This is a genomic window from Bacillus sp. ISL-78 (assembly GCF_018613455.1).
Taxonomy (GTDB): Bacteria; Bacillota; Bacilli; order Bacillales; family DSM-1321; genus Peribacillus; species Peribacillus frigoritolerans.
Window position 1 is genome coordinate 38882 of sequence record NZ_JAGGQC010000028.1, and the last position, 20421, is coordinate 59302.

The following is a 20421-nucleotide window of genomic DNA, read 5'->3' on the forward strand; positions in this document are numbered from 1 at the left end:
CCTGTGAAAGGGAAATGCATATACCAGTATCGTGCAGTAAAGTCCGAGGGAAGCACTTAAATCTATGTTTTTATTAATGTATAACTTTGGTAAAATCAGATGAAAATAACCAATGTTTTTAAGGAGGAAGCAAATGAAAGTAAATAAAATACATCATGTAGCAATAATTTGTTCCGATTATGAAAAATCAAAAAACTTCTATGTGAATATTTTAGGGTGTGATATCGAGAAGGAAACATATCGGTCAGAAAGGAAATCGTATAAATTGGACTTAATCGTCGGAGGGGAATATCAGCTGGAATTGTTCTCATTTCCCGATAGCCCAAATCGACCTAGTTATCCTGAAGCTAGGGGCCTTAGACATCTTGCTTTTGAAGTGGAAGATATTAATCAAGCGATTGAAGATTTAGAAAAAGAGAACATTCCAGTCGAACCTATCCGTGTTGATGAGATAACAGGAAAAAGGTTCACTTTTTTTAGTGATCCGGATGATTTGCCTCTTGAAATATATGAAAAATAGGAATTACAAGCTTAGAGGGCTATAAAGCATGAAGTTTGATAGGGAGAGGGGAAAACTTGAGGGTATTTCTTTTTTTAGTTGATTTCAAAAATGAATACGATGATTTAAAGAGGTTACTTATGCCAATTAAACTATGAAGGTTCTCTATGATATGTCAATACTATAAATTTATCTCCACTTGTATTCCATATTTCGATAATAGCTGAAATAATCGCCAGCTATAATATCGGTAGATCGGTCATTTAAATATGTCAGGAGATAAAAAAATGAATGTTTACAAATTTACAGTGTTGATACTTTTAACGACATTTTTGATGGGTTCTTCTTTTGCAGTAGTTAAACTTGGTCTACCGTATTCATCCCCATTATTATTAGCAGCATTACGCTTCACACTTGCAGGGCTCATAATGGTGATGATCGTAAACTTTTTAAAAAGACCGCATCCAAACTCTAGAGGGGATTGGATTAAAATGCTCATTATCGGCACTTTTCAAACAGCCGGAGTAATGGGCTGCATTTTCCTGAGTTTACGCACGATTACAGCAAGTGAATCCTCCATTCTTACATTCACGAACCCGTTACTTGTTGTTGTATTCGGTACGATCTTTTCACAAACACGCTATAAACTATATCAATGGATTGGAGTTTCATTAGGATTAGTTGGAGTAATTATAACGATGGGAGCGCAACTTGAATTTAAGGTTGGTATTCTTTTCGGCATTCTTTCTGCTGTTTTCTGGGCGATTTCCACTTTATTGGCGAAAAAATGGGGGGCGATTTACGATACATGGGTTTTATCTGCCTATCAGATGCTTTTTGGCGGTTTCCTGCTTTTACTTGGCAGCTTTATTCTTGAAAAACCATTTTTCATACTGAATGGCAATTCGTTGTTCATTTTATTATGGTTAAGTATCATGTCATCGATCGTGCAATTTGCTGTTTGGTATTACCTTTTACAAAAGAGTGATCCCGGAAAAACAAGTGCCTTTTTATTTTTGGCACCTTTCTTCGGTGTTTTATCAGGGTGGGCACTATTAGGTGAGCAGATATACACGTCACTCCTAATTGGCGGACTGTTTATCATCATTGGCATCTATCTTGTAAATAGCAATTTCCAAAAGGAAAATAAATTAGTTAAAAGAGCTTTATAGTAATCGCATGGATTGTTGTAAGCCGTTAAAGACAGAAAGCCCCTCATGGTGAAAAATAAAAGATTCTTACCATGAGGGATTATTAATTATACCTCTATACAAAAAACTTCTTTAAATCCTTCTTTCCCTTTAAGTGTGACTTTTACTGCGCGAATAGATGGAACACGGATTATCCAGCCTAAATCGAAAAAATGTGTAAGAAGTCCATTCCCTAAAGCTCCGCCAAGATGATGATGTCGTTCACTCCAGTCTAAACATGAGTGGGAAAATGAACGGCGTTTTCTTCTTAAATCAAGTAAATCGATGCCGAATTCAGAAAAAAAATGATCTCCTTTGGGTGTAACTGTAAACTCCCGCTCTTCTTTTTTCATATATCCGGCTTTCAACATCGATTCAGTTAATTGGACTCCTAGCTTTCCTGCCAAATGATCATAGCAAGTTCTGGCTTCTTGGAGCATTTTGACTTGACTTGATTGCTTTAACGACCGAACTTCAGGAGGTGGGGAAATGGCAAGAAACGATTCCAAAATGTGCGCAATTTCTCCATTTGCTAGCTGATAATAGCGATGTCGTCCGTGTTTTTCAACTATAACAAGGTTTCCTTCCCCTAATTTAGCAAGGTGAAAGCTGGCCGTTTGAGGTGTTATTACAGCCATCAATGCTAATTCACCTGCCGTATGAAAACGCCCATCCAGCAGACTTGTTAGTATTGTTGCACGTGACGTTTCCCCAAGTAGGGAGGCTATCTCCGCCATATTTGGATTTATACTCAAAGTAGTTACCAACCTTTCTGCCGATAGATTAGTTAATAAGCTGAACGCCAATTAATATATTATTAAAAATAGGTAAACTTATCCTTCCATTATACAGTACCGCTGCCCAAGTGATATTCGGTATATTCACGATTCCTGCTTTAATTAAATTTGAAAAAGGATATTGGACCCTACAATAAAAGCGGTATTTCTATTTTTTCTAGGTTAAAAAGAAGACTGTAAAGAAGAAAGACTGTATCCCCTTGGATAAGCGTTTTTTACTGAAGTATATTCTTTGTAAACTAGGCATACATTTTTACATGTTCACTAATAGTAACCGTTCATAATAGTCTTGGAATAAATACCGGTGAATAGTCCCTTTTGTGAATTTAGTAGTTAAATAGGAGGGAAAGAAGAGTATGAAAATGTCAGACGTTGGATTTAAAGGCCAAGTTTTTGGATTTATAAAGTTCACACCTTTTGTGGAAAGTTTTTTGTCTGGAGATTTATATATGAATAATTTCAAAAAGTATATTGATATAGAAAGTGCTTCAGGAGAAAAAGGTGTAGGAGACAAATTTGAAGCAGCACATGTTTTTACGGAATTAACAATGAATTTCTTTACTCAAGATACCAATGAATTAATAATGTCGGGGCGAACTAAAAAATTGAATTTCAGAAAAAATATAAATGAAAAAAGACCATTATATTGTATGTTTGCCATTATTGGCGATATGTTAAAAGTGGTTAACGAGGATGAAAAGTATTACTATACCAAATTTGATTTACCTAATGAACAAATCGATAAAATGATCAGGGAGTTCGGAGATAGCTTAATTTTTGTTACCCCATCGCAATTCATTGACAGAATTACTAGAACACTCAATGAAAAAGGTTATGCTTACAGAGGGGGCTTGGTAAAATATGATGATTATAACATCAATTCCTCAGCAAGGATGAACTCTTATAAAAATCAAGGGACTGATATTTATTTTTGGAAAGATAAATACTTTGAAAATCAATATGAATATCGCATAGTTCTCACAGATCAAGAAGTTGACGAAGCCTTAATTGTGAACATAGGGGATATTTCAGACATCAGTACTATTTTTAATGCAAGCGAATTTTTCAGTGATAAATTTGAAATAAGATTACGAAAGAAAGGAAATCTAAGCATCCATTAAATTGGGTGCTTTTTATTTGCAGGAGGAAAAAAGATTTGAACTTTTTAAAGAATGAAATAGTAGAGTTAAAATAACAGGAAATTATAGGGTAATCGCTTCCACAAGGGGTTTCTATCCAAAAAGTTCTTACCATGTTTGGATCCTTTAAGAGAGCGCCATTCAATAGAGCCCAAAATACAGCAAAACTACTTTGAATATGACGACTATCTTCTATATTAACTATGGATATGGCGGAAAAACATACTGTAGATTGCTGAACAAAATTTAAAAAGTATCATTCGCTTTTAGAACATATGGACTACGGTATCAAAACGCGGAAATATACTTGCAATGGTGATTATTTGTTATAGCCAGTTAATAGTGCTCTTTATGCAATAAAAGTCGATCACTTGATAAGGTTGTTTTGATGTCTGTTGCCGCTATTTGATCTGCTCTTAAAAGGGAGTGATAATGTGCCTGGCTCAATAGTACTTCCTTAAATAAGCCAATAAGGACATCAATTGCAGCTTGTTATTCAAACAAAATCCCCTTTTAATTGTAGGGGAAGTAATGATTTACTGCCGACTTTATTGCTTTTATTTTTAACAGCAAATTACTGGAAATCTGATGTAAATTCGTGTAATCTACAAAAGTATGTTTTTTTCCAAAACGTAAAGGGGGACCATAATTGAGTTCAACAAAAAGTAAACAGTCAACAATTGTTGCTCTTTTGCTTGCGGGCACATTCATTGCGATCTTGAATCAAACATTAATGATTACCGCCATTCCTCCTGTAATGGAGGAAATGAGTGTTACGGCAAATAGTGCACAGTGGCTAACAACCGTTTTTATGCTGGTTAATGGGATCATGATCCCTGTTAGCGCGTTTTTACTGGAGCGCTTTACCACCAGACAGCTCTTCCTTTCCGCGATGGGGATTTTTGCTATTGGTACATTGGTTGCGGGGCTAGCTCCTAATTTTGGAATGCTGCTGCTAGGAAGGATGATCCAGTCGAGCGGAGCCGGAATTATGCTCCCGTTAATGCAAACAGTCTTCCTAATGATTTTCCCTGTTCATAAACGGGGTGCAGCCATGGGACTGGTCGGGCTGGTCATTTCCTTCGCGCCGGCTATTGGTCCCGCTTTATCTGGCTGGGTTACGGAGACCTACTCATGGAGGGTGTTATTCTTTATCATTCTTCCAATTGCTATTATTGATATCATAGTTGCATTCTTCGCTTTAAAAAATGTAACAGAAGTTACACGGCCAAAAGTGGATGTGCTTTCGATTGTTTTATCTTCCGTAGGTTTCGGTGGATTATTGTATGGTTTTACAGCAGCTGGTAATTATGGCTGGACAGACGAGAGTACCATCATATCCCTAGGCATTGGGACAATTTCACTTGTTTGGTTCATCAACAGGCAATTGCGATTGAAGCATCCGATGCTGGAGTTCCGTGTGTTCACGTATTCATTATTCCCGATTGCTATCATTATTGGAGCCATTACCTTTATGGGTCTGATAGGTGCCGAAACGCTCATCCCGCTATATATGCAAAACATGCGAGGATTTACTGCATTTGAAGCTGGATTAGCCATACTTCCTGGAGCACTTATTACCGGAATAATGTCACCGTTCATTGGACGTATTTTTGACCGGGTGGGGGCCAGGTGGTTGGTTATTGGCGGATTACTTCTCATAACCGCTTCATCCTTTACTTTTATGGATGTTGGTCCTTCGACAAGTTTTACATTTATAATGGTCATGTACAGTATACGGATGTTCGGATTAGCCATGGTTATGATGCCTGTTTCAACGGCCGCCTTAAACCAGCTGCCTAAACGGTTAATCGCCCATGGTGCAGCAATGGATAATACGATGAAAATGATTGCCGCATCTGTAGGTACGGCAATCCTTGTTACTGTGATGACATCAGCTACCGAAAATGCTCAGCAGCGTCCCGAGATAGTCCATCCTGATATGTATGGCGCGCAAATCTCATTTATCGTCATCGCTGTACTTTCGTTAATTAGCTTCCTCATTTCTTTTAAAATAAAGGATCAAAGATCAGCAGGAAAAGAGTTCGGGGAGAAGAATTAAAAATTTGAATATGAGTTTTTAAGCTTGAAAAGAATCACAATATAGATTTCATCTACTTGTGATTCTTTTAAACTATATCTCCTTTTTTTCGTCGCCAGGCTCCTCACCTTATTGAACTTCCTCAGTTTCTCGCCAATACCCGCTTATTCTCAGGTTTCATTTTGAATGTTTGTACGGATAAATGAAGTGTCATGCCTATCTAAGGGATTCTAAAAAGGAGGGAGAACAAGTCATCCAGATGATTTGTTCTCCCTCCTTTTTTCATTTTCTTTCTTTATAAAAAGAAGAAAACATACAAGAATTAAATGTAAGTGTTAATATATCTTATATTAAATCTGGACTATTTTTCAAATCCTTAATCTTTAAGCCATTTTCGAAACTGAATCTTTTGAGAGCGCGCCAAAAATCACAAAAACCCCGCTGGATATGAAGATATTCTTCTATATATACTCCCCAAACCACAAATGATTCGCATGGCGTTCTTTTTCAAAAACTTTCTCCAAATATATCTCTGAAGTGGAAAGCTGCTCATGGCCCAGACTCTTCATAATCTGATAGACATCCACTCAATTTAAGTGAGAAATGATGGCGTGATTTTGGAAGTGATTGAACACCTACGTCTCCAATATCGTGTGAAATTTGGCCAGGTAGAAGCAGTCTTGTATCATGAGGAATTGACAAATGGGAAACAACGGGATGTTCCCATAACAGTAACGAATAATCAAGAAGGATGGGAGGGGGATAAAGTGGAATGGTATACACAAAAGGAAGTAGCGAATTTATTAGGTGAGATCCAAGGCAACGGTCTACTATTGCGGAAAGCAGAAGAAAATCATGAAAATTTTGGACCCACATCGATTACATAAAGAGGCCCGTTATGAAAAAGCGGAAGTGGATCGGTTAGTAGAAAAGCAATCTTTCCCTACTGTCCCAATGAGGTTGCAAAGAAATTGGAGTTCTGTACAAAGTGTTTATAAGTATATTCAAGATGGTTCCATAAAAGCTGAGGCCGTCCCTTATGGGGATGAAAGAATCACGAATGTAATTTCGGAAACAGCCTTTCAGGAAGCAGAGAAGTCACTCAAACCAACTTTCACTCAGCGTCCAAAAAGATATGAATATTATGATTCAAAAAATGACATTGCTTTGTATCAAAGGATTCATTCGTCCAAAATATCATAGGCACGTGTGGTTCGTAATGAAGAAAATGTATTTGGTTTTTTACCTACCCAATATCCAAAAGTGGTTGACGTATGAAGAAGGAATGAAAACTTATACTTTAAAGCCATCATACTCGATCCACCAGTCTACTTTGGATTATAAAGGCTATGTTGAGATTCAGGTACCAAAAAACGAAGTAGTATTTTATCCCTTCATTGACTATTTATTTGAAATATGGGGAGTAGAAAACATTCGAGTTAGAGAACAAAATGAAACTGTCTTACTCTACGTTAGGACAGGGGAAAAGCCATTAATATCTGAGGTGTTTTGTATTGCTGATATATTACCGTATTTAACTAATGGAGAAATGCATCACGATGCTGATACTTTGATATTGCGAAGTCCCAATAGAAAAACTATTTTGAATTACCTATCGAATTGTTGGAAAAAATTACACATTTTGCTGAACAAGAAGGAATTAGTAATTGGGTTGAGTAAAAATTATCGTCGATAATAAAATAAATATGGGAGGAATCGAAGAAAAAATAAACTTGTATTATAATGGAATTAATGTAATATATCAAAGCCGATGTTGCTTAGAGTAGGGAAACTCGGCTTTTTTAATGTCGAATTCTGATTAATGAAATAATGAATAAGATGGTAAGTATATTACCAGAATTTTTTTAGATTTAATAAGTATCTTAGTAAGAAAGTTAAAATAGAAGCAAATGGACCATATCAAAAAAGTTATTGAAATGGCTTATTATTTTTTATTGGGCAAATTCTGCAATTAGTATGAGATCATTGTTCTTAATGAACTAAGGCTTTCTCGTGAAATTCAAACCGTTTTCATACTTTACAACTCCATTTTCAGAAATTCCCGATATATAGGGGTCCTGTACACCATTGTTGCTTTTCCATTCTCAAAAAGGTAGCATGTCACTGGTAGTATAGAAGTTTCTCCACTCATATCTTCTCTATAATCAATTGATATATAGTATCCAGTCGCTGTAATCGTTAGGGATTCACAAGTGACTTTTCATACGTATCAATCATTTTCCCTCTACCCCGGCCAAACGATTTTGGAAGTATATTTCTCACATTTCCAAACCTCTTTGTGCTTTTAATTTTTATCTGACTCTACAATATAATTAGATTTACAATGAGTGCAGTAACCAGGTTGCAAGCTTGTTTTCATTCTTTTAACATAGAAATACCTACTATGAAGCAAAGCATAATTAATGATACGACTTTAAATCTTTGCTAATTTCCGAAGGAAAATGAGACTTAAAATCTGACGCGTTATCCATTTATTAACCACTACCTTATAAGAAATCATCTAAATTAACATCAAATCGAGAGATTTTTCTTTTTTTGTATTTTTAGATCAGGAACCTCAAAGTTTTCCAAACAATGAATCCTTAATAGTTCAGTACCAGGGCGTAACCTTCCTCCGGTGTAACACTTGCAAATCCATTAACTGCTTTTTCTGTGCTTCTTTTTTCATTACTATTACTTCCAGATTTTCTTTAAACGTTTTTATTGGTCAAAAGAAAGATTTCCTCTCTCCTGCAAGTTTGTTTTTATAGATAACCCTTTTCTTTCAAAGAGATATAATTATTAGGATTATTAGTTACTACCAAGCTATCAAGAACTTCAATTGCTAGGTACTTTCCGGCTTCTGCAAGTCGTTTAGTAACTTGGATGTCCTCATTTAAGTGCTTAGGATCATATGAAAGATGGTTATGATCTACCACTTTTATATATGTATGATACTAAAAATGGGAATTTGATATGAACGTGAATAAGAGACTTAAGATTTTGTGTCATTAAAAAAAGACGGAAGCGATTAAAAAAAATTTAAGCAGGCATTATCCTACTAGTCAAATTCATGTATGTACTGAAGACATTATGTCATTTTTAACGTTATATCCAGAAGGATTAAATTCATATGACTTAATAATATCTGCTATAAGTAATGCACCAATTGAGCAAAGAATTAATGAACTACAATTGAAAGGAGTTATGACTCCACCAGTATTAAATATTTGGGTAGAACCTTATTTGGCAGCTGGACATGCAATATGGATTGAATCTACCGGTGGGATCAATATAAGTTCGCTATTCGATAAAGGGAAGTATAAATATCAAGTACTTAAAAATGGAAATCAATATACAAAAAAAGAACTGGGCTGTAGCACATCCTATGTTCCGTATGGTGCTTTAGAATTAAAGAAATTTACTACTGATGTATTGTTATTTATTTGCCAACAATGGGAAAAAGATAGGAAGGATAATATTACGTTTACATGGCTAGGTAATTTAACAGAGCAACGAAAAAATAAAAGATACTTAGAACCTCGCTGGGCGGGTGCAACTGATTTTTCAACACGCTACAATTATTTAAAAACTTATAAAGAAAGTGCAGAAAAGAATGATATATAAGTATGGAGACAAATATATTGCATTTACCGAAGAGGTTATAAAGTTTTTTGACAAATATAAGCAATACAATCACACACAATATGAGTCAGGAGGCATTTTATTAGGTAAGGTTTATAATGATATAATTATTATTGACCAAATATCAGAACCTTCTATAGAAGATAAATCTGGGCGTTTTTATTTTGTTAGAAACGTTAAAAAAGCTCAAAAGATTGTTGAAGAAGCATGGAAAGAATCAAATTGTGAAAGGATATATCTTGGTGAATGGCATACACACCCAGAGGATATTCCCACTCCTTCAAGGGACGATAAGATCCTCCTTAAAAATATGTTGAAACATTCACGTATGGAAATTGATTTTTTATTTATGGTTATTATAGGGAGAATTAGCCCCTATTTTGCAGTTATAAAAAAAGGATTGAAAGAAATGATTCCGATAGAAAGAATACATTCGACTGATGGTTTGCATATTATTATTTATAAAAATCAATTTAAACAAATTTATGGGTTTCAAGTAAGTGGATATTTAAATCTTGCACCAAAAGGTTTTGACATTTACAATGCAGTTTTTTCACAAATTTTTATTGGAACTTTTAATTCTATAATAGCACTAACTAATATACAGGCTAATATTTTGGAGAGTGGGCCTGCTTTTATAAGATTTATTATTCCAGATATCGAAAATGCTGATGAAAAGGTTAATACGCTATTGGATGCAATGGAAGTTCAAATAGCAATGGTAATTGGAGAGATGAAAAGTAAAGGTCTTGATCACCGTATTCATTTAGAAATTAAAAGTTAGTTATAAATAAGGCTAGGGTGTAACAAAAGAAAAACTAAAAAGTCATTTCTTTAGCGAAAAGAAATCTGACTTTTATTGATTGAATTACTTAGCGTATAATATAATGTATCGGTGATTCAAGAACAAATAAGCAGGTACTTGAAAGAATAGACAATGTAAAGAAATGCACTTTATCGGTATATGGGGTACCGCCACATGCCCATCAAGCTAAGCGCACAAGAGATAATATAAAAGTGTGTTCTCTTTAATTTGCTATGGTAACACTAAAAATGCGCATGACAAAAAAACCATCAAATAGGTTTTTTAAAAAAATATTAGGCAGCTTTAAGTTTTTGTGACGTACAATCATACACAATACCTAAGATATCAAAGACCGTTTTCTTGTTATAACGATGACATTTCCGTCCGTTTTTCTCCAAAAGGTGAAACAGACGTAGAAAAATTTTTGATAATTCTTTGGCGTCCTTTTGTAATCCTTGATAAAACAATAAATAATAGTCTTTTATTATATAGATGGATTTATATTCACTTAACTCCTTCTTTTTCTTATCTAAAAGTAACTGACGCATTCTAAACATCGTAGATGAACAGAGTAAAATGCTAATAAGTTGCCCATACAAGTGACACTCTAAGCGTTCCCTCTTAATCTCTTTGCACTTGTCAATTTGAAAGAAAGATTTCCATGTCTTAAATAGAATTTCAATCTGCCAACGTAACGAATACAGTTCATGAATATGTTCCGTTGGAACGTCTTCTAAAGAAAGATTTGTAATATATACGTTCATTCCACTTAATCGTTTGCTTCGGTCTCTATAGGTAATGCCCTTCTTCTTTTCTTTTTTTGCTTGTTCTTTCAATCTTTTCTCTGTTTGTACCTCAGTTAGTCGATGAATAATCACTCGGGCGGGTAGTTTTTGATACAGCCCAATGTATGCTTCTGAAATTTCAAATGTTTGACCAGGTTGTAATTGATTCATAAGCTCTTCCGTGTCTAACTGAATAAAGAGAGTACCTTTCTTCACAGTCCCATTTCGAAAAAACTCTGGTTCATCATTCTTACGATATATACGAGAATTCAACTTCAAACGTGAGACATAGTAAGCACCTTCATCATTCATTTTCTGTAAGTCGTGTAAGTCGAAATACCCTAAATCCCTTATGTATAAGTCTTTCGGTTGAATGGTTAGTAGACTCGTGGAACCGAAGGTTTTATCATTTTCTCTCCCTTCTCCTACATAAACGTGGAGGAACTTCCCACTCAATAAGTCATATTCAAGTTGGATTTTAACACCTGCGGTATGGCTACTTCCGCCAGAACCTTGATAATGTGAAGCAAACTTATCTGGAAGTTGAAATGTTGTAGAATCTAGGATCCGAATACGTTTAAAAGTCGTGGAGTATGGATGAAGTATTTCTTGTGTTGAATGAATTCTTTGAGTTAGAAGATTAGCTAGAACTTGTTGAAGAAACTGTACGGCTGAACCATTAAATCGTTGATTAAGCCCTTCGGGGCTCATGAGGACACCTGTAGATGCTTCGAGATGGCTACACAATTGTGTGAGTGGTGTACTCGCGACCTGTTGACTAAGCCATACACATAAAGCAATTAATTCTTGTGCTTGATATTTACTTGTACGTTGAACAAACCCAACTTCTTTAGCTAATTGTTGTAGAGAAGACGGAGATAAGTAGTTTTGAAGTTCTTGAGAAAAGAGATTCATTTCGTCTGAAACAGAAAAACTCATAGAAAACGCCATCCTTCCTGTATATTTCTACAAAAAGAATAGCGCTTTTTTCGTTATGATGATACAAATTCACCTTAGCTTGATGGGCATGGGGCGGGACCCCAATAAGAACGGTATCTAAGGTTGTATGAGAGGTAGAGGATAGGAACCCTTCTACTTAATTTATTTTGATTGATCATGAGGAACCGTTACAGTAGCTGTTTTGGTTGTAACATTCCCTGTGTTGTCCATAGCAGTGTATGTCACAGTGTATATACGTCCATTTCCCCTTCCCAGTCTATCTGCACGAAGTTCAAAGGAGTCAGTGGACCCACTAATAGGTTTATTATAATTTGAATTCTGAATATCATCAGATTGAAGTGTTTCATTGCTGGTAATGGATGTTAACACTACTGAATTGATTTCTGATGTACCATCAGAAGCATTAATTGTAGCTGTAATCGGAACCATTTTATGATTAGGCGGCCATATTGTAGTTTTGTCTAAACTAATGTTTAGCACAGGAGCTGTCTTATCTAGTTTAATTGTTTTTGTATTAAATTGTTCGGTATTTCCAGCGTTGTCTACGCTCCAATAGGTTAGAGTGTGGACTCCTTCATCAGAAATCTTGATTGCATTTCCACTCTGTGTGGAACCATTATCTAATTGATAATAGGTGGAAGCAACACCAGAACCCCCATCATTATCAGTTGCAGTTAAGTCAACCGTAACATCTTTATTCACCCAATCTGTTGGTGCGTTATCGGTTGTAACAGGTACCGTCTTGTCAATTTTTACAGTAGCGGTATGTTGTGTCTCTACATTTCCAGCGTTGTCTACGCTCCAATAGGTTAGAGTGTGGACTCCTTTATCAGAAATCTTGATTACATTTCCACTCTGTGTGGAACCATTATCTAATTCATAATAGGTGGAAGCAACACCAGAATCCCCATCATTATCAGTTGCAGTTAAGTCAACCGTAACATCTTTATTCACCCAATCTGTTGGTGCGTTATCGGTTGTAACAGGTACCGTCTTGTCAATTTTTACAGTAGCGGTATGTTGTGTCTCTACATTTCCAGCGTTGTCTACGCTCCAATAGGTTAGAGTGTGGACTCCTTTATCAGAAATCTTGATTGCATTTCCACTCTGTGTGGAACCATTATCTAATTCATAATAGGTGGAAGCAACACCAGAACCCCCATCATTATCAGTTGCAGTTAAGTCAACCGTAACATCTTTATTCACCCAATCTGTTGGTGCGTTATCGGTTGTAACAGGTGAAGTTGTGTCATCAAGTTTGATAAAGGTGATTCTTGCGTATCCCTTCCCTGTTTTACCTGTTTCCGTCTCGCCAGATGGAGAAGGCACGGATTGGTTTCCTTCAATGGTCTCACCATCGGAAACCCCACCAATATAACTCGATCCGCCGCCACCATAACTATATTGGTTTTTGCTTTCACCATGATAGCCTCCATACCAACCGCCACCACCAGCACCTGAATCAAATGTCATAGAGGAAACAGGTTCCCCTTGTCCGAAGCTGTTTCCATTTGTTTGAGTAGCCGTTTTATTGTTGCCATACGAAGGTCCGCCAGAAATACCGCCAGCATAACCGCCATCCATATCACGCTTTCCGCCGTAATCTACACCGCCACCACCGCCGGCTACTATTAAAACGGCAGATTTGTCATTACTTAGACTTGCAAGTAATCCATCCGCCGTGGCGATATGGGTAGCACCACCGCCAGCAGATCCGTGAACACTGTTTCCACCACCGTTATAGCCGCCATTTGTGGAAGTTCTAGTATCTGCACCTTTTCCTCCGACGACGACATAGATGGTTTCACCTTTGGTTAAACTGACTTCTCCTTCTGCGTAACCACCCAGACCGCCTTGGTGGTAGATGGTGGGTACGTTCGCGGTATCATTTCCGCCTTGTGCACCCCAAGTTTCGAGCTTGTATGTTCCAGTGTAAGGAACAGTAAAACTTTGAACGTTACCTGTGTATTGAAAATCCCACGAATTTGAATCTGCATATGCACTTGAATTGCTTATTAACGGTACTCCTCCCAATGAAATCCCTACGGATAAAACTAAACATGATAATGTCTTTTTGGTAAATATTTTTGAAATTCTTTTCAAACCATTCTTTTGTTTATGTAACCAATGGCTAGTCAAAATACATCAACCTCTCTATCTAGTATTAAATTGTTATTAAAACAAAACTATTTTTTATGGTTGTTCGAATCCAAACAGTTTAAATTTTCAGACCAAATTACCGACAAAAATTTAGAAATCCACCCTTCACATAATTATGCTTGCAATTAAAATTCCCCCAAAATAACCAGTATTTAAAATTAGAAATGACATTCCCCTTTAAAGAGTGAAATTATACGTTATAACAAACAAAAAAATTCTCGTAATTTGTATTTTTTTCAGAAAATACAAATTTAAAAAAATGATTTTATGAAAATAAAAGAAAAGATTTTAGGTTCTGGTGCAAAAACTTCAATATCCACATACATTATTTTATTGCCGTAGCGATTAGCACCACGAAGAGTAAATTTTTTCCTACTTTTCCATAATTTATTTTACTACTATGATTACATTATGTATATCACTTTTTTATAAAAAATGCGTGTTAAATGATATTGTGATATCAAATCGAATTTGGTTTAACAAGAGAGGATAGCCAAATAAGGTACTCTTTATGAATACCATTCAAATAAATCAATCTATTTAGAAGTAATCATTATTATGGAGAGAGTAGAAAAAGAATACTAAAGGACTTTGAATATGAATAATAATAGACACTATATGATTAATTCTTGATGTTTTAGACCGTTAATGGTTTACATTAATGGTGTTCAAAAGATTATATTGTGCAAAATTCTAGCATGTTTTGCCTATGTTATGGTTAATTATTAGGACAATTTATTGTTTATTTTTCATAAATTCTTTTGATTTGTTTTATATTTATTTCTTATATATTCAACTTTTTTCTTTCACAAATACTTTTATAAATTTTTATTTACTAACTCTAAAGTATGTTTTATTAAACCTTGATAAGGCGTTTGGGGTAGCGAATCTATGTTACTAACTGCTCTCTTGGCATAGATGAGTGCTTCTTCTGCCCTTCCTAGTTGCAAGAGACACTTTGCCCTATGTGCATCTGCTGTATAGAGAATACATAATTCAAGTGGATAAATAGTCGTGCTTGGCATCTTGAATTGCTCAAATGCTTCAAGGGCTTCTTCTACTTCAAAAATGTCAAATGTTCCTTGAAAATCACTTTCTGTCAGATTGTTATTTTCTAAATATTGTTTAGCTAAATTCTTTCCGTGAGTTTTTGCTTTTTCCATATTTAAAAACAGGATAAGTAGATAAAAAACGATCAGGCACTTGAAAAGTTGTAGAATCTAGAATACGTATCCGTTCAAAGTAAGCAGAGAGTGAATGAGATACCTTAGAGGAATTGGCAAGTTTAGCTCGCAAAAGTGTTGTGAACACAGTTTGGAAGAAAGCTACGGAAGCTTGATTAAACCGTTGGTTGAGTCCTTCTGGACTCAGTAAAATACCTATTGCGGATTCTAATTGACTGCAAAGTTGTGTAAGAGGAGTAGTGGCAACTGTTCTTGCTTATCATTCATAGAAAAAGCACGTCATCCCTTCTTAGTAACAAAAGAAAAGAATAACGTGCTTTTGAATTTAAGAAATTCGTTACCCTAAAAACGAAAAAAACTGAATTCTCATAAATAGGTGTAGAGAGATAAAAATTTTCGTTTTGGGGGTATTTCAAAATTTTAGGTTGATGGGTATGGGGTACCGCCAGCAAAACGCGGATTTTCAACGTTAAGAAATCTGAATACAAAAAAGAGCCGGTTTTCAATATGAAAAGTGACCCAAATCCATTAATCTACGAACTTAACGCTTCATCGAACGCTTGGTAATCAACAAGTAGGACTGAAGTCATCCCTTGCCGGCAAATTGAATTTGATAATTTTTTTTGAGACGGCTATGTAGCTCCAAAAGTTACGCCATTTTCCATATATAAACTAAGTTACTAAGATAGTAGTTTCTAATAATATGATTGCAACTGTTCATTAACGTTGGACTAACGGAACGATAATGAACAGTTGCAATAAGAAAACTATAAGTATCAATGCTTTTAACAGACTATATATAATAGAGTAGGGCTTTAAGGCTCCTTTTGTAATACTCATTTTTAAGATTAAATAACATATAATATAAACCTAATGTAAAGAGCTATTTTTAGCAATTATTACAGAGATTTAGCTACCATTTATTTAGCCTTACCAAGCGATAGAAGCTTAGATTGTGTACTTTTATTTCTACACACATACGAAAGGAGAAGACTAGAAAATTTTCTCCTTTTTCAATTAATCCTTTTCACGATATTTGGTCTTGCATTCACCTAGCAGTTCCGCAGCCTTTTTAGTCTTCTCCTGCTTAGGATTGTAAACAGGACAAGCGACACTTATCAACCACATAGGATATTTTCCCTGTAAGGGAGGGGGGGATGTATATACAACAAGAGGTGGCCGATTTACTGGGGGTCTCCAAAGCAACGGTCTATCATTATGCCAAGCAAAAGAAAATTATTAAAATTGCGGATTCCCATCGAATTCATAGAGAGGCGCGGTATGAAAAAGAGAAAGTAGATCAATTTGTGAATGAAAAGAACTCACACCCTACGGGTATGAGGCCTACTGAATTTGCAAACAAACTAGGAATGTATGTTCAAAGTGTCTATAAGTATATACAAGAGGGGGTTATAAAAGCAGAGGTAGTATCTTTGGAGATAAGCGAACGATTTATGTCATATCTGAAACGGCTATGAAGAGGCGGCTGGATTACTAAAGCTATCTGCATCCTAACGCCCAAAACGATTTGATTATTATCATTCTAGTCAAGATATTGTCTTGTTTCAAAAATTCCGTTCAGGCAAGGTGCCTGAATTACGTATTTGGATTGTCAACACTAAATCAAACAACTTTTTTAAGGGATAACTTCTTAAACTCTAGAGGGCTTACGTAGCCTAAAGTTCCTGTATTCGCAGCTTATTAAACCAGTTCACATAGTCTCCAAATTGGAGTGTTAGCTGATCTAAGCTTGTGAAGGTTGTTTGATTGGCGAACTCAGTCTTAATGATTTTAAAGGTCGCTTCCGCGACAGCGTTATCATAAGGGCAACCTTTCATACTTAGTGAACGACCAATCTCAAATATGGTTAACGTTTCGTCAATCAGCTTGTTTTTAAATTCATTCCCTCAATCTTTGAGGAAGAGTTGAATATCACGGAGGTTCCCTTTGATAGATGCAAACGCTCTTGCCACAAGCTTCGCATCCTTGTTAGTCCTGCGCTAAATCCAATAATTTCACGATTAAAGAGATCGACAAAGACACATATGTAATGCCATTTATTTTTGACATATGATAAATCGCTTACCACTTCTTTTTTCTCTTCTTTTTGTATAAATTCCCGATTTAATTCGTTTGCCTGGACTGATTCGTTACATGAGGTCTTTTGCGGTTTGTACTGAGCGATTGTATAAGAGGAAAAAAGCCCCTGTTCTTTCATGATTCGGCCAATTCGCCTTCTGGAGACCGTAAGGCCTCTTTTCTTTAATTCAACCTTATCTTACGTGTTCCGTACGCCTTACGGTTTTTATCAAAAAAATGGCGTTTGTGACATCGTCTTCTGAGGTTCGTTCTTTTGCTTCGTAGTAATAGATGCTCCGTGAAAGCTCAAGGACGCCACACATTGCTGATACCGAGTATTTATCTTTGTTCCGTTTAACATTTACTTTCGTCCTAGTATCAGCACGGCTTGCTTTAAAATATCATTCTCCATCTGTAACTTCTTCAGTTCTTTTCGTAGTTTAATAAGTTCTTGTTCCTCAGGAGAACGGTTATCTTTTTCTTTGAAAGAACCTGTGCTTTCACTCTGTTGTATCCACCGGTCCAAAGAAGAAGGAGTAAGTTCATATTCTTCAATAAGAGCCTTTCGGTTTTTCCCCTTTTGGTAGAGTTGAATGATCTGTTGTTTAAATTCGGAAGTGAACGTATGGCGTTCTCGCTTGGTCATTTTGAGTGCTCCCTTATCTGTAGTGAGTTAAGTGTATCTTCCCTTTAAACTTCTGTCCAGATAAGTGTAGACGATTCAATTATATGGAATAAGGACAATGAATGGGGTTTTAACTTAGCTATATTAAAAAATGGTTGCCCTTTGATGAAGAAATAAGGGAGTATCAGTTAAAGTTGGTGTTTATGTCCAGAATCTCATCAAATGGATCGGCATTAAGTAGTTTCGCCCACATACATCGTGACAAGCACAATTGACCATAGTCAATCAAACCCCACCCGAACTGTTACTTCAAAATTATTTTATCAAAAGGACCTAAGTATGATTCTTGGGTGCTTTTGTTTTAGATATGATTTTAAAAATTAAGAAGTTTATGAGAGATCAGAATTGAAAGGTATATAATTGTTGAGAACTATTCCCATTAGTTATTGATAACCTTAAATACTAGACCATTATATATAGGACTTTTAATATAGTATTGTCAAAAAAATCAGTGGGTATTATGATAGATAAGCTGTGTTAAATTATAGTTAAATTGGAAAAAATAAATATTAGAACCTTTTTCCCTATTTCCCTATTACATAACAACTTTACTTCTAGAGGAGGAAACAAGAATGAACGCACTGTTAGCAATAAAACAAAAATTAAGACTTAGAGATTTTTATCATGCACCTTCATGGTTTTTAGCATTATTTATAGGGTTGCAATTTAGATTTTGTTTACCTTATTTTTATCCAAATATATTTACTCCTGCACAAGATATTTTAAATGGCATGTTATCTATTTTCATATCCTATATTCTATTATCCATTATTAAGAAGGTACCTTATTTAGAACTATTAGATGCTGCTATTATTTCTTTATCAATTGGATATTCATTAATTATGTTTCGAACCATGTCAAATATTCAATTTGGAGAATTAGTATATGCTCCCGGAGCGACTGCTTTTATTATCTTTATGGTTGACTATAAAAGGATTAGTCATCTAGTAAGACCATTCATTTTGGCATTTTTCTTTTCCATTACTTTAAGTTTTAATTTAATTAATTGGTTAGAAGAGTACTATACGTTAATTGGTTACTGGAACTTATTTTCCGCTATTATCTTTTTCTTCGCTTTTTTATATCTTATGAAGTCCTCAGAATATGTTGTTAATAATGAGGGTAATAAAGCTAAAATAAACAGCTTTTTGGCTGGGATAACCTCCGTATTATTTTATGCCTTTTATTTTGCACATAAGAAAAGAGATGTAATTTATACCTACTCTGACTCACTTCAAGCTTTTAATCACTGGAACGGGAATCAATGGTTATTAACTTTCTCTTTGTTAGTTACAATAGTCTATATCCTATCACTTACAATAAACTTTAAAAGTTTAATTAAAACATTAAAATCAGACGAACCTCATTTAAATTCAACTGGTAGAACAAATCAATTTAGTTACAAACCTAAAAGTGCTAAAAACTCTGTGTTAAATAGTGCCAATTATAATAGTAATGCAAGCCAACAGTTTAATATAAAACTTAATAGCACAAAAAAAGATCCATCATTACTGACGGACCCCATAGACGAGTTAGAGGAAATGATCGGTTTACCTGATGTAAAAACTGAAGTGGGAAATCTAGTTAAGGAAATTAAGGCAGCTCAATTACGTGAAAAAGCTGGGCTAAAAGTTCAACCTAGGAGCCGGCATCTAGTGTTTACAGGAAATCCTGGAACCGGTAAAACAACGGTTGCACGCTTAATAGCAAGAATATATGCTTCTCTTGGAGTTTTATCAAAAGGACATATGATTGAAATGGATAGGGCTGGTTTTATTGGCCGTTTTATAGGTGATACAGAAGAAAAAACTGAGAAAATAATACAAAGCGCATTGGGTGGCGTTTTATTTATTGATGAAGCCTATGCATTAGCCGAGGGCGGAGCTAATGATTTTGGTAAACAAGCTATTGATGTCTTATTAAAAAGAATGGAAGATTATAAAGATGATCTTATTGTGATTGTTGCCGGGTATACAGACAATATGCAAGAATTTATTTCGTCAAACCCAGGTTTAGAATCAAGATTTCCTACCTATATAGAATTTAAAGATTATTCCCCAGATGAGATGATAGAAATACTAAAATTAATGTGTAAACATGGTCAATACGAAACAACAGAAGAGGCATTATTTAAACTAAGTGAACTATTCCAAATAAAATATCAATCTAGAGATAAACAGTTCGGTAATGGCCGTTTCGTTCGGAATACTTATGAAAAAGTAACTTCCTTCCAATCAAGTCGTATTGTATCCTTACAAAAACCAAATAAGAAGGAACTAATGACTATTGAAAGTGATGATGTAGATCTTGAGAAGCTTTTATAAGTCTAATAATAACTTTTAGGACTAAGTGTTAACATTTCTTATAAATTGGAGCCTATACAAATTAGTGATGATTAAAAGGCGTCGCTTTTTTATGTATTGAATTATTTTCAAGTATAAAGGCAGCCATA

Annotated in this window: 16 protein-coding genes and 2 pseudogenes; 11 read left to right on the forward strand and 7 right to left on the reverse strand. The window is 35.2% G+C overall.

Features of this window, described 5'->3' with window-relative positions; genetic code table 11:
- Positions 1-133 precede the first annotated feature (133 nt).
- Both gloA2 and J7I96_RS24125 read left to right on the forward strand, forming a co-directional pair.
- A complete protein-coding gene (gene gloA2, locus J7I96_RS24120) occupies positions 134-520 on the forward strand; it encodes an SMU1112c/YaeR family gloxylase I-like metalloprotein (protein WP_214773902.1) in 387 nt (128 codons plus the stop codon).
- Positions 521-786: 266 nt separating this feature from the next.
- The gene (locus J7I96_RS24125) at positions 787-1671 is read left to right on the forward strand and encodes a DMT family transporter (RefSeq protein ID WP_214773901.1); all 885 of its coding nucleotides are present in this window, start codon (positions 787-789) and stop codon (positions 1669-1671) included.
- Between the two features lie 86 nt (positions 1672-1757).
- Here J7I96_RS24125 and J7I96_RS24130 read toward each other — a convergent pair whose 3' ends face one another.
- A complete protein-coding gene (locus tag J7I96_RS24130) occupies positions 1758-2444 on the reverse strand; it encodes an ArsR/SmtB family transcription factor (protein ID WP_214773935.1) in 687 nt (228 codons plus the stop codon).
- 398 nt (positions 2445-2842) lie between these two features.
- On the opposite strand from J7I96_RS24130, the gene J7I96_RS24135 reads away from it, so the two are divergent.
- The 5 genes from J7I96_RS24135 (at position 2843) to J7I96_RS24155 (ending at position 7362) form a co-directional block, all read left to right on the forward strand.
- Positions 2843-3607, forward strand: a complete 765-nt coding sequence (locus J7I96_RS24135; RefSeq protein ID WP_214773900.1) for a hypothetical protein — start codon at positions 2843-2845, stop codon at positions 3605-3607.
- A 667-nt stretch (positions 3608-4274) separates the two neighbouring features.
- A complete protein-coding gene (locus J7I96_RS24140) occupies positions 4275-5687 on the forward strand; it encodes a DHA2 family efflux MFS transporter permease subunit (protein ID WP_214773899.1) in 1413 nt (470 codons plus the stop codon).
- A 596-nt stretch (positions 5688-6283) separates the two neighbouring features.
- Positions 6284-6553, forward strand: coding sequence for a hypothetical protein (locus J7I96_RS24145; RefSeq protein ID WP_214924075.1), 270 nt, complete (start codon positions 6284-6286; stop codon positions 6551-6553).
- On the forward strand, positions 6522-6869 hold the full coding sequence (locus tag J7I96_RS24150; RefSeq protein ID WP_214773897.1) for a hypothetical protein: 348 nt from the start codon (positions 6522-6524) through the stop codon (positions 6867-6869). Before J7I96_RS24145 ends, J7I96_RS24150 begins: the two co-directional genes overlap by 32 nt.
- A 16-nt stretch (positions 6870-6885) precedes the next feature.
- The gene (locus J7I96_RS24155; protein WP_214924072.1) at positions 6886-7362 is read left to right on the forward strand and encodes a hypothetical protein; all 477 of its coding nucleotides are present in this window, start codon (positions 6886-6888) and stop codon (positions 7360-7362) included.
- 1069 nt (positions 7363-8431) lie between these two features.
- Here J7I96_RS24155 and J7I96_RS24160 read toward each other — a convergent pair.
- Positions 8432-8605, reverse strand: coding sequence for a JAB domain-containing protein (locus J7I96_RS24160; protein ID WP_311315223.1), 174 nt, complete (start codon positions 8603-8605; stop codon positions 8432-8434).
- Positions 8606-8759: 154 nt separating this feature from the next.
- On the opposite strand from J7I96_RS24160, the gene J7I96_RS24165 reads away from it, so the two are divergent.
- Both J7I96_RS24165 and J7I96_RS24170 read left to right on the forward strand, forming a co-directional pair.
- A complete protein-coding gene (locus tag J7I96_RS24165) occupies positions 8760-9293 on the forward strand; it encodes a hypothetical protein (protein ID WP_214773896.1) in 534 nt (177 codons plus the stop codon).
- Positions 9283-10095 carry a ribosomal-processing cysteine protease Prp gene (locus tag J7I96_RS24170; protein WP_214773895.1) on the forward strand — a complete coding sequence of 271 codons (813 nt, stop codon included), beginning with the start codon at positions 9283-9285 and terminating at the stop codon, positions 10093-10095. Before J7I96_RS24165 ends, J7I96_RS24170 begins: the two co-directional genes overlap by 11 nt.
- A gap of 314 nt (positions 10096-10409) precedes the next feature.
- Here J7I96_RS24170 and J7I96_RS24175 read toward each other — a convergent pair whose 3' ends face one another.
- The 4 genes and pseudogenes from J7I96_RS24175 to J7I96_RS24190 all read right to left on the reverse strand — a co-directional run.
- Positions 10410-11840, reverse strand: coding sequence for an IS4 family transposase (locus tag J7I96_RS24175; RefSeq protein WP_215048119.1), 1431 nt, complete (start codon positions 11838-11840; stop codon positions 10410-10412).
- Positions 11841-12002: 162 nt separating this feature from the next.
- Positions 12003-14000: a glycine rich domain-containing protein gene (locus tag J7I96_RS24180; RefSeq protein ID WP_215048121.1), complete on the reverse strand. Its 1998-nt coding sequence runs from the start codon at positions 13998-14000 to the stop codon at positions 12003-12005.
- Positions 14001-14839: 839 nt separating this feature from the next.
- The gene (locus J7I96_RS24185; RefSeq protein ID WP_251029231.1) at positions 14840-15184 is read right to left on the reverse strand and encodes a hypothetical protein; all 345 of its coding nucleotides are present in this window, start codon (positions 15182-15184) and stop codon (positions 14840-14842) included.
- Positions 15185-15194: 10 nt separating this feature from the next.
- Positions 15195-15452: pseudogene (locus J7I96_RS24190) on the reverse strand (IS4 family transposase); the annotation flags it as partial.
- A 910-nt stretch (positions 15453-16362) separates the two neighbouring features.
- On the opposite strand from J7I96_RS24190, the gene J7I96_RS24195 reads away from it, so the two are divergent.
- Positions 16363-16683 carry a helix-turn-helix domain-containing protein gene (locus J7I96_RS24195; protein ID WP_251025432.1) on the forward strand — a complete coding sequence of 107 codons (321 nt, stop codon included), beginning with the start codon at positions 16363-16365 and terminating at the stop codon, positions 16681-16683.
- Positions 16684-16828: 145 nt separating this feature from the next.
- On the opposite strand, the pseudogene J7I96_RS24200 reads toward J7I96_RS24195, so the two are convergent.
- Positions 16829-17930 (reverse strand): annotated as a pseudogene (locus tag J7I96_RS24200) (IS3 family transposase).
- Between the two features lie 611 nt (positions 17931-18541).
- On the opposite strand from J7I96_RS24200, the gene J7I96_RS24205 reads away from it, so the two are divergent.
- On the forward strand, positions 18542-20293 hold the full coding sequence (locus J7I96_RS24205; protein ID WP_214773894.1) for an AAA family ATPase: 1752 nt from the start codon (positions 18542-18544) through the stop codon (positions 20291-20293).
- The last annotated feature ends 128 nt before the right edge of the window (positions 20294-20421 follow it).

Bases quoted from the DNA above. Each gene is read 5' to 3' on its own strand.
- J7I96_RS24125 (WP_214773901.1), top strand. From the start codon at position 787: ATGAATGTTTACAAATTTACAGTGTTGATACTTTTAACGACATTTTTG.
- gloA2 (WP_214773902.1), top strand. From the start codon at position 134: ATGAAAGTAAATAAAATACATCATGTAGCAATAATTTGTTCCGATTAT.
- J7I96_RS24175 (WP_215048119.1), bottom strand. From the start codon at position 11,840: ATGAGTTTTTCTGTTTCAGACGAAATGAATCTCTTTTCTCAAGAACTT.
- J7I96_RS24165 (WP_214773896.1), top strand. From the start codon at position 8,760: ATGTCATTTTTAACGTTATATCCAGAAGGATTAAATTCATATGACTTA.
- J7I96_RS24170 (WP_214773895.1), top strand. From the start codon at position 9,283: ATGATATATAAGTATGGAGACAAATATATTGCATTTACCGAAGAGGTT.
- J7I96_RS24195 (WP_251025432.1), top strand. From the start codon at position 16,363: ATGTATATACAACAAGAGGTGGCCGATTTACTGGGGGTCTCCAAAGCA.
- J7I96_RS24185 (WP_251029231.1), bottom strand. From the start codon at position 15,184: ATGGAAAAAGCAAAAACTCACGGAAAGAATTTAGCTAAACAATATTTA.
- J7I96_RS24135 (WP_214773900.1), top strand. From the start codon at position 2,843: ATGAAAATGTCAGACGTTGGATTTAAAGGCCAAGTTTTTGGATTTATA.
- J7I96_RS24150 (WP_214773897.1), top strand. From the start codon at position 6,522: ATGAAAATTTTGGACCCACATCGATTACATAAAGAGGCCCGTTATGAA.
- J7I96_RS24155 (WP_214924072.1), top strand. From the start codon at position 6,886: ATGAAGAAAATGTATTTGGTTTTTTACCTACCCAATATCCAAAAGTGG.
- J7I96_RS24205 (WP_214773894.1), top strand. From the start codon at position 18,542: ATGAACGCACTGTTAGCAATAAAACAAAAATTAAGACTTAGAGATTTT.